The organism is Microbacterium deminutum (assembly GCF_039530205.1).
Taxonomy (GTDB): domain Bacteria; phylum Actinomycetota; class Actinomycetes; order Actinomycetales; family Microbacteriaceae; genus Microbacterium; species Microbacterium deminutum.
The window spans coordinates 653,556-668,874 of record NZ_BAAAOG010000001.1 but is presented as its reverse complement, the minus strand read 5'-3'; the positions used below and the strand labels follow the sequence as shown (position 1 = coordinate 668,874).

10 protein-coding genes are annotated in these 15,319 nt (G+C 69.3%); 3 read left to right on the top strand and 7 right to left on the bottom strand.

What is annotated here, in order from left to right; translation table 11 throughout:
• Window positions 1–66: 66 nt before the first annotated feature.
• Genes ABD212_RS02885 through ABD212_RS02870 form a run of 4 tightly spaced genes read right to left on the bottom strand, consistent with a single transcriptional unit; the run spans window position 67 to window position 3,809 of the window.
• Window positions 67–1,284: an MFS transporter gene (locus ABD212_RS02885; RefSeq protein ID WP_344091001.1), complete on the bottom strand. Its 1,218-nt coding sequence runs from the start codon at window positions 1,282–1,284 to the stop codon at window positions 67–69.
• 55 nt (window positions 1,285–1,339) lie between these two features.
• Window positions 1,340–1,669 (bottom strand): thiamine-binding protein, encoded by a 330-nt coding sequence (locus tag ABD212_RS02880; protein WP_344090999.1) that lies wholly within the window; start codon window positions 1,667–1,669, stop codon window positions 1,340–1,342.
• 13 nt (window positions 1,670–1,682) lie between these two features.
• Complete coding sequence (locus tag ABD212_RS02875; protein ID WP_344090997.1) at window positions 1,683–2,900, bottom strand: hypothetical protein; 1,218 nt, start codon at window positions 2,898–2,900, stop codon at window positions 1,683–1,685.
• 54 nt (window positions 2,901–2,954) lie between these two features.
• Window positions 2,955–3,809, bottom strand: a complete 855-nt coding sequence (locus ABD212_RS02870; protein WP_344090995.1) for an ADP-dependent NAD(P)H-hydrate dehydratase — start codon at window positions 3,807–3,809, stop codon at window positions 2,955–2,957.
• Between the two features lie 30 nt (window positions 3,810–3,839).
• Between ABD212_RS02870 and ABD212_RS02865 the strand changes: the two genes are divergently transcribed.
• Window positions 3,840–4,904, top strand: coding sequence for an NADH:flavin oxidoreductase/NADH oxidase (locus tag ABD212_RS02865; protein WP_344090993.1), 1,065 nt, complete (start codon window positions 3,840–3,842; stop codon window positions 4,902–4,904).
• 203 nt (window positions 4,905–5,107) lie between these two features.
• Here the strand turns inward: ABD212_RS02865 and ABD212_RS02860 are convergent, their stop codons facing one another.
• Complete coding sequence (locus tag ABD212_RS02860) at window positions 5,108–6,172, bottom strand: hemolysin family protein (protein ID WP_344090990.1); 1,065 nt, start codon at window positions 6,170–6,172, stop codon at window positions 5,108–5,110.
• Entirely contained in the window at window positions 6,169–7,503 is a 1,335-nt protein-coding gene (locus ABD212_RS02855; RefSeq protein ID WP_344090988.1) for a hemolysin family protein, read from the bottom strand. Before ABD212_RS02855 ends, ABD212_RS02860 begins: the two co-directional genes overlap by 4 nt.
• A gap of 197 nt (window positions 7,504–7,700) precedes the next feature.
• Between ABD212_RS02855 and ABD212_RS02850 the strand changes: the two genes are divergently transcribed.
• A complete protein-coding gene (locus ABD212_RS02850) occupies window positions 7,701–9,815 on the top strand; it encodes a M1 family metallopeptidase (protein ID WP_344090986.1) in 2,115 nt (704 codons plus the stop codon).
• 24 nt (window positions 9,816–9,839) lie between these two features.
• Here the strand turns inward: ABD212_RS02850 and guaB1 are convergent, their stop codons facing one another.
• On the bottom strand, window positions 9,840–11,333 hold the full coding sequence (gene guaB1, locus ABD212_RS02845) for a GMP reductase (RefSeq protein WP_344090984.1): 1,494 nt from the start codon (window positions 11,331–11,333) through the stop codon (window positions 9,840–9,842).
• Between the two features lie 178 nt (window positions 11,334–11,511).
• Between guaB1 and ABD212_RS02840 the strand changes: the two genes are divergently transcribed.
• On the top strand, window positions 11,512–15,306 hold the full coding sequence (locus tag ABD212_RS02840; protein ID WP_344090982.1) for a multifunctional oxoglutarate decarboxylase/oxoglutarate dehydrogenase thiamine pyrophosphate-binding subunit/dihydrolipoyllysine-residue succinyltransferase subunit: 3,795 nt from the start codon (window positions 11,512–11,514) through the stop codon (window positions 15,304–15,306).
• The last annotated feature ends 13 nt before the right edge of the window (window positions 15,307–15,319 follow it).

Here is a 15,319-nt window from a genome sequence, read left to right as displayed (position 1 = left end):
GCACGCGGCCCGGGCGAAGCGCCACCGTCCGTTCGACAGGCTAAGGGACCGCGGCGCGCGCGGTGGCTACGCCGGAACGGCGACGCGCGAGCGCTCGAGCGCGATGCTCGCGAGCGCGATGCCGAGACCACCCAGTGCCAGGACGACACCCACCCAGGCGGGTGCCGCGAAGCCCCATCCGACGGCGATCGCGAGGCCGCCGAGGAATGCGCCGAGCGCGTTGCCGATGTTCAGGGCCGAATGGTTCAGGGCCGCGGCGATCGACTGGTTGTCCTGCGCGACATCCATCAGCCGTGTCTGGATCGTCGGACTCAGCACCGACGAGACGAAGCCCGTCGCAAACACGAAGAATGCGAGCGCGAAGATCCACTGCGAGGTCAGCGCGAGCAGCGTCAGCACGACGGCCAGGCCGACGAGCCCGCCGAACAGCGTGCGGGTGAGGTTCCCGTCGGCGAGGCGACCCCCGACCAGGTTGCCGATGGTCATCCCGATCCCCATCAGGATCAGGATGATCGGCACGACCCACGCCGGAGAGCCGGCGATCTCGGTCACCATCGGGGCGACGTAGCTGTACACGGCGAAGAAGCCGCCGAAGCCGATGGCGCCGACGCCCAGCGCCAGCCACACCTGGCCGATGCGGAAGACCTTGAGTTCGGCGCGCAGCGTGCGTCCGGGATCTCCGGGGTGATGCGGAACGAACAGTGCGATGCACACCGTCGCCAGGGCGAAGATCGCCGCCACCACCACGAAGGCTGCCCGCCACCCCACCTGCTGACCGAGGTAGGTGCCGAGCGGCACGCCCACCACGTTCGCGACGGTGAGGCCGGTCAGCACGAAGGACACGCCCTGCGCACGCTTGCCCGGTCCGAGGACGTCCGCCGCCACGAGGGCGCCGATGCCGAAGTACGCGCCGTGTGGCAGCCCGGCGAGGAATCTCGATGCTGCCACGAGCTCGAACGTCGGGAGCAGGAAGGTGAGGGCGTTGAAGACGGTAAGCGCCAGAGCCAGGCCGATCATCACCTTGTGCCGCGGGTACCTCGCGACGGACCCTGCGATGGTGGGCGCGCCGACGACCACGCCCAGCGCGTAGAACGTGATGAGCCACCCCGACTGCGCGATCGCGTCTTCCTGGCTCGTCGCCCACACGGTCGGAAGCATGCCGGTCGCGATGTCGGGCAGCAGCCCCATCACGACGAACTCGGTCATGCCGATGCCGAAGCTGCCGATGGCGAGGGAGAGGAGCGCCCACATCGCCGCACCCCTCGTCAAGGTCGAGGAGGTCATCCGGTCATGCTACTGTGCGGAGCGGCATCGTGTCGAATCGATTCGACGCGAGCTGTCACACCGCTTCGAAGCCGCTGTCGTCGGGACGTGCAATGGCCGCTTCGAGACGCTCGACCTTGCCGTCGAGCTCGCCGGAGAACCCCGGCCGGATGTCGGCCTTGAGCACGAGCGAGACCCTCGAGCCGTACGGGAACACCGCCTCGGTGGCTCGCTTCACGACGTCGAAGACCTCGTCCCACTCCCCTTCGAGTTCGGTGAACATCGAGGTCGTGCGACTGGGCAGCCCGCTCGCGCGGACGATCTTCACTGCGGCGGCGACGGCGTCGTGCACGGATCCGTCGGCGGATCCGTCGCCGCTCGGGGCGACGGAGAAGGCGATCAGCATAGCGACCTCCGGTTCAGGTGGCGGAATGTTCGGAAACGGGATGCCGCGCCCGTACGGGCACGCGCGCGAGACGGACGATCGACCACACCAGCAGTGCGATCATGAGCAGGTTGCGCACGGTCAGCACGCCGGCGGCGACCGGGTCGGCGACGAGCAGGTAGCCGTAGAGGAGCGGATATTCGAGCTGGGTGAGGAGCGCCATTCCCAGCGCCGCTGAGGCGATGCCCCACCACCGGCGGCGATCGATCACCAGCCCGATGACGATGGGCGCGATCACCCACGTGAGGTACTGCGGAGAGCCCACCTTGTTCACGACGATGAGCGCCAGCACGAGGCTGACGGCGAGCGGCGGGAACAGCGCCGCGAAACTCGCGCCGCGACGCGCCTTGAGCACCCCCAGCACGGTGATCGCGATCACGACGAGCATCAGGATGGGCGTCATCAGGGCGATCACGACGTCGACCTCGGGCCCCGTGACCTGGAAGGTGAGCAGCTTCCGGTCGTAGTAGATGAACGAACCCGGGATATGCGCGACCGCCCGCCAGAGATAGAACATGCTGATGGGCGCCTCGAGCTGCAGCCCGCGGCCGGTCTGGTCCGTGATGAAGCCGAGCACGTGCGCTCCGCCGCCCAGCGCGATCACCGTGCACACGACCGCCGCGCTGACGACGAGCGCCCCACCGACGAGTGCCGCCCGGCGCCGCACGGCGACGATCGCCGCGGCCAGGAGGGCCGCCGGCCACACCTTGATCCAGGTCGCGATCGTCAGCAGCACCGAGGCGACCCACGGCCGCCCGACGAGCCAGAGGCAGCCGGCGACCGCGAGGGGCACCGTCACGGCGTCGATGCGATACATGGCGATCGGTCCGAGCAGCGCGACGTATGCGAGCCAGAACACCGCGGCCGTCGAGCGCCCTGCGGAGCGGCCCCGGCCGATGAGCAGCGCGAACGCGATCGCGTTCAGAGCGGTGACCATGATGGCCCACGCGATCTCGTAGCCGGCGATCCAGCGGATGCCGAATGCCAGCAGCATCGGCAGCAGAGCCAGCTGCGGGTACACCCAGGACGTGTCGATCCCGACGATGCCCCGGCCGTCGAGAGCCTGCTGGGACCAGGGCTCGTACACGAAGTACACATCGCCCATGGGCTGGTTCGGCATCAGGAATCCGAAGACGGCGACCGCGATATGCACGACAGCGAACGCGATCCACAGTCCCGCCCGCCTCGACACCCTGACATCCTACGGGCGGGCGGAGCACCGCCCCTGCCCGACGTGACTGCGGCGTCACAGGGCCGCGAGGACCTCGGCGACGGCCTTCGGCAGCGCTGCGGCGACGTCCAGCGCCGTGATGGGTCCGCCCGCGGGGCCCAGTGCGGCAGCCGCGAGCGTCGCGGCGCGTCCGTGCAGCCACACCCCGGTCGCGACGTCGGGTCCCCGCTGGGCGTCGCCCGAGCCCGCCTCGCGGCGCGCCTCGCCGCCGGCGACGACCGCGCCGATCACGCCGGCGAGCACGTCGCCCGTGCCGGCTGTCGCAAGCCATGGGGTGCCCGCGGCCACGCGAACAGTCCAGCCGTCGGGCTGAGCCACGATCGTCACCGCTCCTTTGAGCACCACCGTCGCGCCGAGGGCTGCGGCGGTCTCGTGCGCGGCCGCCGCCCGATCATCGTCGCTGTCGGCCACATCGGGATCGAGGCCGAGCGCGGAGCGCAGGCGCGCGTGCTCACCCGCATGCGGGGTCACGATCCGCGGAGCGGGTGCGCCGCGAGCGAGGTCGAGCGCGCCGGCGTCGACGACCACCGGGTGCGGACCCGAGAGGATGCCGCGCAGCGCGGCCGTCTCGTCGTGCGGCCGGGTCGCGGCATCCGTCCCCGACCCGATCACCCACGCCTGCACCCGTCCGTCGGCCGTGACCGTCTCGGGGCGGCGGGCGAGGACCAGATGCGCGGCGCGCTGCGGTCCGAGATAGCGCACCATGCCGACGCCTGCGCGCCAGGCCGCCTCGACGCCGAGCACCGCGGCGCCCGGATAGGCGTCCGAGCCGGTGCGGATCCCCACCACGCCTCGGGAATACTTGTCGTCGGTCGCGGTTGGCCTTCGCAGGACGCGTCCGGCGTCTTCGAGCGTCCAGAACCCGGCCATGGCGCCACACTACCCGCGGAGCACCCCACGATGAGCCTGCTGTTCACTCCCCTGACCGTCCATGGCCTCACCGCGCGCAATCGACTCTGGGTCGCTCCGATGTGCCAGTACAGCGCGGTCGACGGCATCCCGCAGGAGTGGCACCACACCCACCTCACGCAGTTCGCGTCGGGCGGTGCGGGAATCGTCATGGCCGAGGCGACCGCCGTCTCACCCGAGGGCAGGATCTCGCCCGACGACACCGGCATCTGGAGCGACGCGCATCGCGACGCATGGGCGCCGATCGTGCGCGGCATCCGTTCCCGGGGTGCCCTCGCCGGCATCCAGCTCGCGCATGCCGGACGAAAGGCTTCGACGTGGTCTCCGTTCTCGGATCGCCGCGGGACGGTGGCCGCCGAGGAGGGCGGGTGGCAGGCGCTCGGTCCGTCGCCCATCGCCTTCGACGGGTTCGCGGTGCCCGCGGCTCTCGACCTCGAGGGGCTGGACGGCGTCGTCGACGATTTCGCCGCGGCCGCGCGCCGCGCCACGGAGGCGGGATTCCAGGTGATCGAGATCCACGCGGCGCACGGCTATCTGCTCCACGAGTTCCTCTCGCCGCTGTCGAACCATCGTGCGGACGAGTACGGCGGCTCCCTCGAGAACCGCGCGCGTCTGCTGCTGCGGGTCGCCGAGGCCGTGCGCGCCGCCGCCCCGGACGCCGCGCTCTTCGTCAGATTCTCGGCATCGGACTGGGCCGAGGGCGGATGGGATGCCGACGAGACGGCCACGGTCGCACGCTGGGCGGCTGGGCGTGGCGCGGACTTCTTCGACATCTCCAGCGGCGGACTCGTCGCCCACCAGCAGCTCACCGTGGGCCCGGGGTACCAGGTCGCCCTCGCCGCCCATGTGCGCCGCGTCGCGGGAGTGCCGGTGAACGCGGTCGGGATGATCGATGACGCCGCGCAGGCCGAGCAGGTGCTCGCCGCGGGCGAGGCGGATGCTGTGATGGCCGGTCGCGAATGGCTGAGGGATCCGCACTACGCGTTGCGAGCGGCATCCGAACTCGGCGCGGACATCGACTACTGGCCGGTGCAGTACGTCCGCGCGCGCCGCTGACGCCCCGGTCCTCGAGCGAGCGAAGCGAGACGAAACGCGCCGAAGCAGCGCTGCCGGTCGTTGAGCGAGCGAAGCGAGACGAAACGCGCCGAAGCAGGCTGCCGGTCGTTGAGCGAGCGAAGCGAGTCGAAACGCGCCGCACCTCGCCACACGGCCATGCCCGCCTGCCCCAGCGTTTCGTCTCGGTCGCTGCGCTCCCTCGCTCAACGACCGAAGCCGCCGCGACGCGTCGCGTCCTGCACCTCGCCGATCAGCTCTTCGATGATGTCCTCGAGGAAGAGCACCGCTGTCGTGCGGCCCGTGGAGTCTCGCACCTGAGCGAGGTGCCTTCCGGCACGGCGCATGAGCGCGAGGGCGTCTTCGAGATCGGTCGTTTCGAGCACCGGCACCATGGCGTGGATGCGCTTGGCCGGGATGGGACGAACGACCTCGGTCGAGGCATCCGGACCCTCCGCGGCCTGCAGGACGTCCTTGAGGTGCACATATCCGCGCGGGGCGCCGTCGGCGCCCACGATGACGTAGCGCGAGAACCCGTGCTTGGCGACCGCGCGCTCGATCTTCTCAGGCGTGGCCGACTCGGGCAGCGTGACGAGATCAGCGAGCGGCACCGCGACATCCTTCGCCTTCTTGTCGGTGAACTCCACCGCCGCGCGAACCGTGCCCGCCGCGTCGTGGAGCACGCCCTCGATGCGGGACTGGTTGACGATCGTGGCGACCTCCTCGAGCGTGAAGGTCGACGCCGCCTCATCCCTCGGCTCGACGCGGAAGAGGCGCACCACTCGGTTGGCGATCCAGTTCAGCGACACGATCACCGGGTGGAAGACCTTCGACACCCACACCAGTGGGGTCGCCAGCATGAGCACGGCGCGATCGGGAACCGAGAACGCGAGGTTCTTCGGCACCATCTCTCCGAACACGACGTGCAGATAGGAGACGACGACCAGCGCGACGATGAACGCGATCGCGTCGACGGCCGTCTCGGACAGGCCGGTGAGCCCGAGCGGCCCCGACAGCAGATGGTGGATCGCGGGCTCCGAGACATTCAGGATCAGCAGCGAGCAGATCGTGATGCCCAGCTGCGAGGTCGCCAGCATGAGGGTCGCGTGCTCCATGGCGTAGAGCGCCGTCTTCGCCGACCGCGATCCCTTCTCGGCGAGCGGCTCGACCTGCGAGCGCCGCGCCGAGATCACCGCGAACTCGGCGCCCACGAAGAAGGCGTTGAACGCGAGCAGCACGACGAGCCATGCCAGTCCGGCCCAGTCGCTCACCGGCGCTCACCACCCTCGCTCGCCGATCCGCCGTCCGCCGGCATCGGCGCCGGGGTGAATCGCACGCGCTCCACGCGACGGCCGTCCATGCGCTGCACCTCGAGGGTGCCGTCTTCGACCTCGATGGTGTCTCCGACGACCGGGATCCGCTCGAGCACGCTCATGATGAACCCGCCGACAGTGTCGTACACGTCGTCTTCGGGGATGCGGATGCCGGTGCGATCGAGCACCTCGTCAGGTCGCAGCTCCCCCGGGAAGATCACTGAACCCTGGGCACGGACGACGCCTGCGCGTCGCCGATCGTGCTCGTCGAGCACTTCGCCGACGATCTCCTCGACGAGGTCCTCGAGCGTCACGACTCCCGCGGTGCCCCCGTACTCGTCGACGACGATCGCCATCTGGTACCCGCGGGCCCGCAGCTCCGACACCAGAGCGTCGAGGTGCACGGCCTCGGGGATGCGGAGCGGCTCGGTCGCGATGGCCGCGGCTGGGACATCCCGCCGCCGATGCCGGGGCACGCTGACAGCGGCCTTGAGGTGCACGATGCCGGTGATGTCGTCCATCGAGTCGTCGTAGACGGGAAACCTGCTGTGCCCGGTGCGGCGGGCGAGCTGGATCACCTCTTCGACGGATTCGCCGGCGGCGACGGCATGGATGCTGGGCCGCGGCGTCATCACATCCGCCGCTGTCAGCCGGGCGAACGTGAGGCTGCGGTTGAGCAGAGACGCGGTGTCCTCTTCCAGCACGCCCGCGCTTGCGGAGCGGCGCACGAGGCTGGACAGCTCCTCCGCGGTGCGCGCGCCGGACAGCTCCTCCTTTGGCTCGATGCCCATGGCGTGCAGGACGCCGTTGGCACTGCCGTTGAGCACCGTGACCGCGGGTCGGAAGACGGTGGTGAAACCGACCTGGAACGGCATGACCAGCTTCGCCGTCTGCCGCGGGATGGCGAGCGCGAAGCTCTTCGGCACCAATTCGCCGAGGATCATCGAGACGATCGTCGCCAGCGTGATCGCGATGAAGACGGCGAGTGGCGAGACGAGCCCGGTCGGCAGCCCCCACGCCGTGAAGACGGGTCGCAGCAGGTCTGAGATCGCCGGCTCCAGCGCGTAGCCGGTCAGCAGGGTGGTCAGCGTGATGCCGAGCTGTGCACTCGACAGGTGCGTCGAGGTGATCTTGAGCGCGCTGATCGTCAGCGACAGCCGGGATTCGCCGGCCTCTCGTCGCGCTTCGAGGTCCGCGCGATCGAGGTTGACGAGCGCGAACTCGCTCGCGACGAACAGCCCTGTCCCGACTGTGAGCAGGAGCCCCACGCCCAGCATGACGTAGTCCATCACGCATCACCCCGATTCGTTCCGGGGGCGGGTCGGTGGGGCGAGGGTCTGCAACTGGGGGGGTCGTCCATCGTGGCGCCAAGTCTACGGCGTCATCCAACGCGGCGAGAGGCGGTCCGGCGCTCATCCGCCTCTTGACGTGCGGCATGACGGCCGCCACTATGAGCGCGTCTCTGCCTTGAACGGGGGGTGCGGCGATGGACCGCAGCACCAAGACGAACCGACCGCGCATGCGAGCCGCGATCGCGATCGTATTGGGGGTCGCCTTGACGGCGGCTGCGCCGCTCGCGGCGGACGCGGCGCGCAGTGCACCCGCCTCGGGTGTCGGTGATCCCTACTACCCGACGGCGGGCAACGCGGGCTACGACGTGCGCCACTACGCGCTCGACATCGGGTACCAGCCGTCGACCCACTTCCTCACGGGTCGCGCGGTCATCACCGCCACCGCGAGCAAAGCCCTGCCCACCTTCAATCTCGACCTCGATGGGCTCAAGGTCTCGGCCGTCAACGTCAACGGCCGCCCCGCCGGATTCACCCGGTCCGGCGGCGAGCTGACGGTGAGGCCCAACACCCCGCTCAAGAAGAACCTGCCCTTCATCACGATCGTGACGTACTCGGGCGTCCCGGTGTCGCTGGACGGCGCCGGCTTCATCACGACCGACGACGGGGCGCTCGTCGTCGGAGAGCCGCGCGTCGCCTCGTCGTGGTTCCCCGTCAACGACCACCCGTCGGACAAGGCTCTGTACACAATCCAGATCACGGTTCCCAAGGGGCTCGAGGCGATCTCGAACGGGCGACTGCTGTCGCACCGCGACCGGGGAACGAAATCGATCTGGCTGTGGAACACCGACGAACCGATGGCGAGCTACCTCGCGACGGCGACCATCGGACAGTTCGATGTCCACGCGTACCGCGCGAACGGCATCCGCTATTGGGACGCGATCGATCCCGATCTCAACAGCCCCACCGTGGCGGCCCGCACCGGCACTTCGTTCGCGTACTCGGGCTCGTCGGACAACGCGTACAAGCGGCTGGAGCGCACGATCCTCGTCGATCCCGGATCGCCCGAGCTGTCGTTCTGGGTGGACCGCGACATCGAGGAGGGCTGGGACTACGCCTTCCTCGAAGTGGCGCCGTCGGGCACCGACGACTGGACGACCCTCCCCGACACGACCGGATTCCTCACGCAGGACCGCGGGCACGGGCTGTGCTCGGAGCTCGTCCCCCTGCATCCGTTCCTCGAGCACTATCTCTCCGGAACCGACGCTGACCACTGCCTGCCGACCGGCACCACCGGTGAGTGGTGGGCGGCGACAGGCGCCGACGACGGCTGGGAGCGGTGGGCGTTCGACCTCTCGGCGTACGCGGGCACCAAGGTGGACGTCGCCATCGCGTTCGTCACCGATTACGTCTATCCGCACGACGGGGTCGCGATCGACGATGTCGTCGCACCGGGCGGCGACGGATCCACCTCGTTCGAGAACGACGGCGACGCGCTCGACGGCTGGACCGTGCCGGGGGCACCGTCAGGCAGCCCCGGAAACGAGAGCGACTGGGCACCCTCGACCGTCGGTGCGCCGCCCACCGGCGGAAAGGTCGCGGCGTCGTTCGCCCGCCAGCCCGAGATCATCGACTTCCTCTCGGGGTATTTCGGCCACTACCCGTGGGCGGAGAGCGGCGGCATCGTGGACGACGCTGAGAGTCTCGGCTTCGCCCTCGAGAACCAGACGCGGCCGGTCTACAGCAAGGACTTCTGGACGACGCAGCAGAGCGGGGACGCCGTCGTCGTGCATGAGCTCGCCCACCAGTGGTTCGGCGACAGCGTCGCGCTCGAGCGCTGGTCCGACATCTGGCTCAACGAAGGCTTCGCAACCTATGCCGAGTGGCTGTGGAGCGCGCACGAGGGCACCGAGACTCCGCAGCAGCTGTTCGACCTGTACTACAACGCCATCCCCGCCGACGATCCGTTCTGGTCGGTCGTGATCGGCGATCCAGGGACCGATCTGCTCTTCGACACTGCGGTCTACTTTCGCGGGGCGATGACGCTGCAGGCCCTCCGCAACACGATCGGCGACAAGACGTTCCTTGCGCTCCTTCCCCGCTGGCATCGGGAGCACGCGAACGGGAACGCGACGACCGCGCAGTTCATCGCTCTGGCTGAGAAGATGTCAGGCAAGCAGCTCGACGGGCTGTTCGACGAGTGGCTGTACACCGGCGCCCGGCCCTCGGATGTCCCTGCGTCCGCTCTCCGCACCTTCGGTGCCCCTCGCAGCCCCGAGGTCCTCGATCTCCTTCGCCGTCACCAAGGGTGACGCCGGGTCCGCGGCATCCGGAGATCACCAGCTGACGGGCAGCGCCTTGCCCTCTTCGTAGCCCGCCGCGGACTGCAGGCCCACGCGTGCCCGCTCGTGGAACTCCGCGACCGTCGAGGCGCCCGCGTAGGTGAACGAAGATCGCACCCCCGACGTGATCATGTCGAGCAGGTCCTCGAGCCCGGGTCGCAGCGGATCGAGATAGATCCTGGACGACGAGATCCCCTCGGCGAAGAGCTCCTTGCGCGCGAGCTCGTAGGGATCGAGCCGCCCGAACCGCTCGTGCACGGCTTTCGTCGACGCCATGCCCCACGACTCCTTGTAGGCCCGACCGGCCGCGTCGAGCTGGAGCTCGCCCGGAGCCTCGATCGTGCCGGCGAACCACGAGCCGATCATCACGGATGCCGCACCCGCGGCGAGCGCGAGTGCGACATCGCGGGGGTACCGCACGCCGCCGTCCGCCCATACGTGGGCGCCCATGATCCGCGCGGCCTCGGCGGTCTCGATCACCGCGGAGAACTGGGGTCGCCCGACGGCGGTCATCATGCGTGTCGTGCACATGGCACCGGGGCCGACGCCGACCTTCAGAATGTCGGCGCCCGCGGCGACGAGGTCGTGCACGCCCTCTGCTGTGACGATGTTGCCCGCGGCGATGGGGATGCCGAGATCGAGGTCGGCGACCGCCCGGAGTGCGCGGAGCATGCCCTCCTGGTGACCGTGCGCGGTGTCAACCACCAGCACGTCGACGCCGGCGGCGGCGAGCGCACGGGCCTTGGCCGCGACGTCTCCGTTGATGCCGATCGCGGCAGCGACGCTCAACCGCCCCGAGGCATCGACCGCAGGCCGGTACAGCGTCGTCCGCAGCGCGCTGCGACGAGAGAGCGTGCCGACCAGGTGCCCGTGATGCAGCACGCACACGGTCTCTGCACCGGCCGCGACGATCACGTCGAAGGCATGGCGTGCGCTCTCGATGTCGTCGGCGTCGACGGATGCCGTGCGCCCGCGCGCGAGGTCGCCGAGGCGCGCGTCGGGAAGTGCCGTGCCGAGCCGCGTCGCGGGTACGACGCCGAGGATGTCGTCGATGCCGAGAGGTCCGGCCACGGCCGCCGGATCGATGGCCCGTGTGGCGACCGTGTCGAGGTCGGCGACCACGATGCCGTGTCCTTCGGTGGCCGGAAGCAGCCGTGCGGCATCCGCGACGGTCGCCTCCGGCGGCAGCACGAGAGGCGTGTCCCACTGCACCGGCTGCGCCTTCACCCAGCGGATCGCCGCATCGAGCTCCTGCAGCGGCATGTCCTGGGGGAGCACTCCCAGACCGCCTCGGCGCGCGAGAGTGGCGGCGAGGCGCGCACCCGTGACGGAGTTCATGTTCGCCGACACGAGCGGGAGCGTCGCGCTCGTGCCGTCGCCAGGTGACAGATCGACGTCGAGGCGGCTCGTGATGGACGATCGGCGCGGGACGAGGAAGACGTCCGAGTAGGTCAGATCGACATCGGGCGCGTCACCGTAGAACTCCATGTCCGACAAGGGTAGTGACTGTTCCTGTGCGCATAAGCTTGCGAGATCTTTCGCGGCGGTCCCTCACCGTGCCGAGAGCCGGTGCGGCAGACTGGGTTAGGCTTAACAGTCGTGCGTGTGGGCAATTTCCGCCCCGCACGTTCTCAGAATCTTCACCGATGAAAGCAGGCGATCCAGCGTGTCGAGCCAGGTGACGGGCGTCGGGGTTTCGAACGAAGGGGAGTTCGGGGCCAACGAATGGCTCGTCGACGAGCTGTACGAGCAGTTCAAGATCGACAAGAACTCGGTCGACAAGGCGTGGTGGCCCATCCTCGAGGCATACCACCCCGTCGACACCGGGGCCGCGGTTCCGTCGGCGCCGACCGCGCCGGCCTCCGACGCGAAGCCGCCGGCATCCGCACCCGCCGCGCCTGCCGCATCCGCACCCGCCGCGCCTGCGGCATCCGCACCCGCCGAAGCAGCCGCGCCTGCAACCCCGGGGGCCGCCGCGAGCGACGCGCATCCCGTCACGGCCCCCGTCCCCGTCATCGGCGCGCAGCCGGTCGCCCGCACGACTGCGCGCCCGGCGTCGCCTCAGCCGATTCCGGCACAGGCGCCGACCGAGGCACCCTCCGCCGCCGACGCGGCTGCGGAGGAGGACAAGGTCACCGTCCTGCGCGGCATGCCCAAGACCCTCGCCGCGAACATGGACGAGTCGCTCACCGTCCCGACCGCGACGAGCGTGCGGACGGTGCCCGCCAAACTCATGATCGACAACCGGATCGTGATCAACAACCACATGTCCCGCACCCGCGGAGGCAAGATCAGCTTCACCCACCTGATCGGGTGGGCGATCATCCAGGCGCTCAAGGAGTTCCCGAGCCAGAACGTGTTCTACGCCGAGATCGACGGCAAGCCGTCGGTCGTGGCCCCCTCGCACATCAACCTCGGCATCGCGATCGACCTGCCGAAGCCCGACGGCACGCGCGCACTCCTGGTTCCGAGCATCAAGCGCGCGGACACGCTGACCTTCGGAGAGTACCTGACCACGTACGAAGACCTGATCGTCCGGGCGCGGGCCAACAAGCTGACGGCCGCCGACTTCCAGGGCACGACGATCTCGCTCACGAACCCGGGCGGCATCGGCACGGTGCATTCCGTCCCCCGCCTGATGAAGGGCCAGGGCTGCATCGTCGGCGCCGGCGCGCTCGAGTACCCGGCCGAGTTCCAGGGTGCCAGCGAGAAGACGCTCAACGAGCTGGCGATCGGCAAGACGATCACCCTCACCAGCACCTACGATCACCGCGTCATCCAGGGCGCCGGCTCGGGCGAGTTCCTCAAGAAGGTGCACGAGCTGCTCATCGGCCAGCGCGGCTTCTACGACGCGATCTTCGCGGCGCTGCGCATCCCATACGCCCCGATCCACTGGGCGGCCGACATCAACGTCGACCTCGCCGAGCGCGTGGACAAGACCGCTCGCGTGCAGGAGCTCATCAACTCCTTCCGCGTCCGGGGCCACCTGATGGCGTCCATCGACCCGCTCGAGTACGTCCAGCGCACCCACCCCGACCTCGAGATCGAGGAGCACGGGCTGACCTTCTGGGACCTCGACCGCGAGTTCGTCACGAACGGCTTCGGCGGCAAGCGCCAGATGAAGCTGCGCGACATCCTCGGCGTGCTGCGGGACTCGTACTGCCGCACCATCGGCATCGAGTACATGCACATCCAGGATCCCGACCAGCGCCGCTGGTTCCAGGAGAACATCGAGGTCAAGTACACCAAGCCGGGCCACGACGAGCAGCTGCGCATCCTCGACAAGCTCAACCAGGCCGAGGCGTTCGAGACGTTCCTGCAGACGAAGTACGTCGGACAGAAGCGCTTCAGCCTCGAAGGGGGCGAGTCGCTCATCCCGCTGCTCGACGAGATCCTCCAGGGCGCGGCCGACGCGGGTCTCGACGGTGCGGCCATCGGCATGGCCCACCGTGGCCGGCTCAACGTGCTCACGAACATCGCGGGCAAGACCTACGGCCAGGTGTTCCGCGAGTTCGAAGGCTCCGTGTCGATCGGCAGCAAGAGCGGCTCGGGTGACGTGAAGTACCACCTCGGCACAGAGGGCACGTTCGTCGACGATCGTGGCAAGGAGATCCCGGTCTACCTCGCGGCCAACCCGTCCCACCTCGAGACCGTGGACGGCGTGCTCGAAGGCATCGTCCGCGCGAAGCAGGACCGCAAGCCTGTCGGCACCTACTCGTGGCTGCCGATCCTCGTGCACGGCGATGCCGCGTTCGCCGGGCAGGGCGTCGTCGTCGAGACGCTGCAGATGTCGAAGCTGCGGGGCTACCGCACCGGCGGCACCATCCACGTCGTGGTCAACAACCAGGTCGGCTTCACCACGACCCCGCAGGACGGGCGCTCCTCGGTGTACGCGACCGACGTCGCGAAGACGATCCAGGCACCGGTCCTCCACGTGAACGGCGACGATCCCGAGGCCGTCGTCCGCGTCTCACAGGTGGCGTTCGCATACCGCGAGCGCTTCCACCGCGATATCGTCATCGACCTCGTCTGCTACCGCCGTCGCGGCCACAACGAGGGCGACGACCCGTCGATGACCCAGCCTCTGATGACGAACCTCATCGAGGCGAAGCGGTCGGTGCGACGCCTCTACACCGAGGCGCTCGTCGGACGCGGCGACATCACCGAGGAGGAGTACGAGCAGGCCAAGCGCGACTTCCAGAACCGCCTCGAGATCGCCTTCGCCGAGACGCACGCGGCTGAGACGGGGTCGTCGAGGGTCGTGACGGCGGATGCCGCGCCCGAGCCCGTCGCAGGAGAGCCCGACAGCACCGGGGTCACGCGCGACGTCGTGCAGCTCATCGGCGACACGTTCGTCAACAAGCCCGATGGCTTCACGGTGCACCCGAAGCTGCAGCAGCTGCTCGAGAAGCGCCTGGACATGAGCCGGAACGGCGGTATCGACTGGGCCTTCGGCGAACTGCTCGCGTTCGGCTCGCTCCTGCTCGAGAAGACGTTCGTGCGCCTGGCCGGTCAGGACTCGCGTCGCGGCACGTTCGTTCAGCGTCACTCCGTGCTGCACGATCGGGTGAATGGCCAGGAGTGGATCCCGCTCACGAACCTGAGCGACGACCAGGGCCGTTTCTGGGTCTACGACTCGTTCCTGAGCGAATACGCCGCGATGGCCTTCGAGTACGGCTACTCGGTCGAGCGGGCTGACGCGCTCGTGCTGTGGGAGGCCCAGTTCGGCGACTTCGCCAACGGCGCGCAGTCGGTGATCGACGAGTACATCGGGGCCGCCGACCAGAAGTGGGGCCAGCAGTCGAGCGTCGTGCTGCTGCTCCCCCACGGCTACGAGGGCCAGGGTCCCGACCATTCCTCCGCGCGCATCGAGCGGTACCTGCAGATGTGCGCGCAGGACAACATGATCGTCGCCCGGCCGTCGACGCCGGCCTCGTACTTCCACCTGCTGCGCCGCCAGGCGTACTCGCGGCCGCGTCGCCCGCTCATCGTCTTCACCCCCAAGGCGATGCTGCGCCTGCGTGGTGCGACGAGCCCGGTCGAGGACTTCCTCACCGGCCGTTTCGAGCCGGTGCTCGACGACGACCGCGGGCTCGACAAGAGCGCCGTGAAGCGCGTCCTGCTGCACGCCGGCAAGATCCACTGGGACCTGCGAGCCGAGCTGGAGAAGAGCCCGAACCCCGAGATCGCCCTCGTGCGGCTCGAGCAGTACTACCCGGCTCCGATCGACGAGCTCAACGCCGTCATCGACAGCTACCCGAACGCGCAGCTCCTGTGGGTGCAGGACGAGCCCGAGAACCAGGGCGCGTGGCCCTTCATCGCCCTCGAGGTCGTCAAGCATCTGCACGGGCGCACCATCAAGCGCGTGTCCCGCGCGGCGGCAGCGTCGACGGCGGCGGGATCGCCCAAGGTGCACGCCCTCGAACAGGCCGCGATCATGCAGAAGGCTCTGACGCTCTAGGGTTCGGAGGCCG

What these genes read in the sequence shown, in the direction of transcription:
- ABD212_RS02885 (WP_344091001.1), bottom strand. Translation starts at nt 1,284, where the DNA reads ATGACCTCCTCGACCTTGACGAGGGGTGCGGCGATGTGGGCGCTCCTC.
- ABD212_RS02880 (WP_344090999.1), bottom strand. Translation starts at nt 1,669, where the DNA reads ATGCTGATCGCCTTCTCCGTCGCCCCGAGCGGCGACGGATCCGCCGAC.
- ABD212_RS02870 (WP_344090995.1), bottom strand. Translation starts at nt 3,809, where the DNA reads ATGGCCGGGTTCTGGACGCTCGAAGACGCCGGACGCGTCCTGCGAAGG.
- ABD212_RS02865 (WP_344090993.1), top strand. Translation starts at nt 3,840, where the DNA reads ATGAGCCTGCTGTTCACTCCCCTGACCGTCCATGGCCTCACCGCGCGC.
- ABD212_RS02855 (WP_344090988.1), bottom strand. Translation starts at nt 7,503, where the DNA reads ATGGACTACGTCATGCTGGGCGTGGGGCTCCTGCTCACAGTCGGGACA.
- ABD212_RS02850 (WP_344090986.1), top strand. Translation starts at nt 7,701, where the DNA reads ATGGACCGCAGCACCAAGACGAACCGACCGCGCATGCGAGCCGCGATC.
- guaB1 (WP_344090984.1), bottom strand. Translation starts at nt 11,333, where the DNA reads ATGGAGTTCTACGGTGACGCGCCCGATGTCGATCTGACCTACTCGGAC.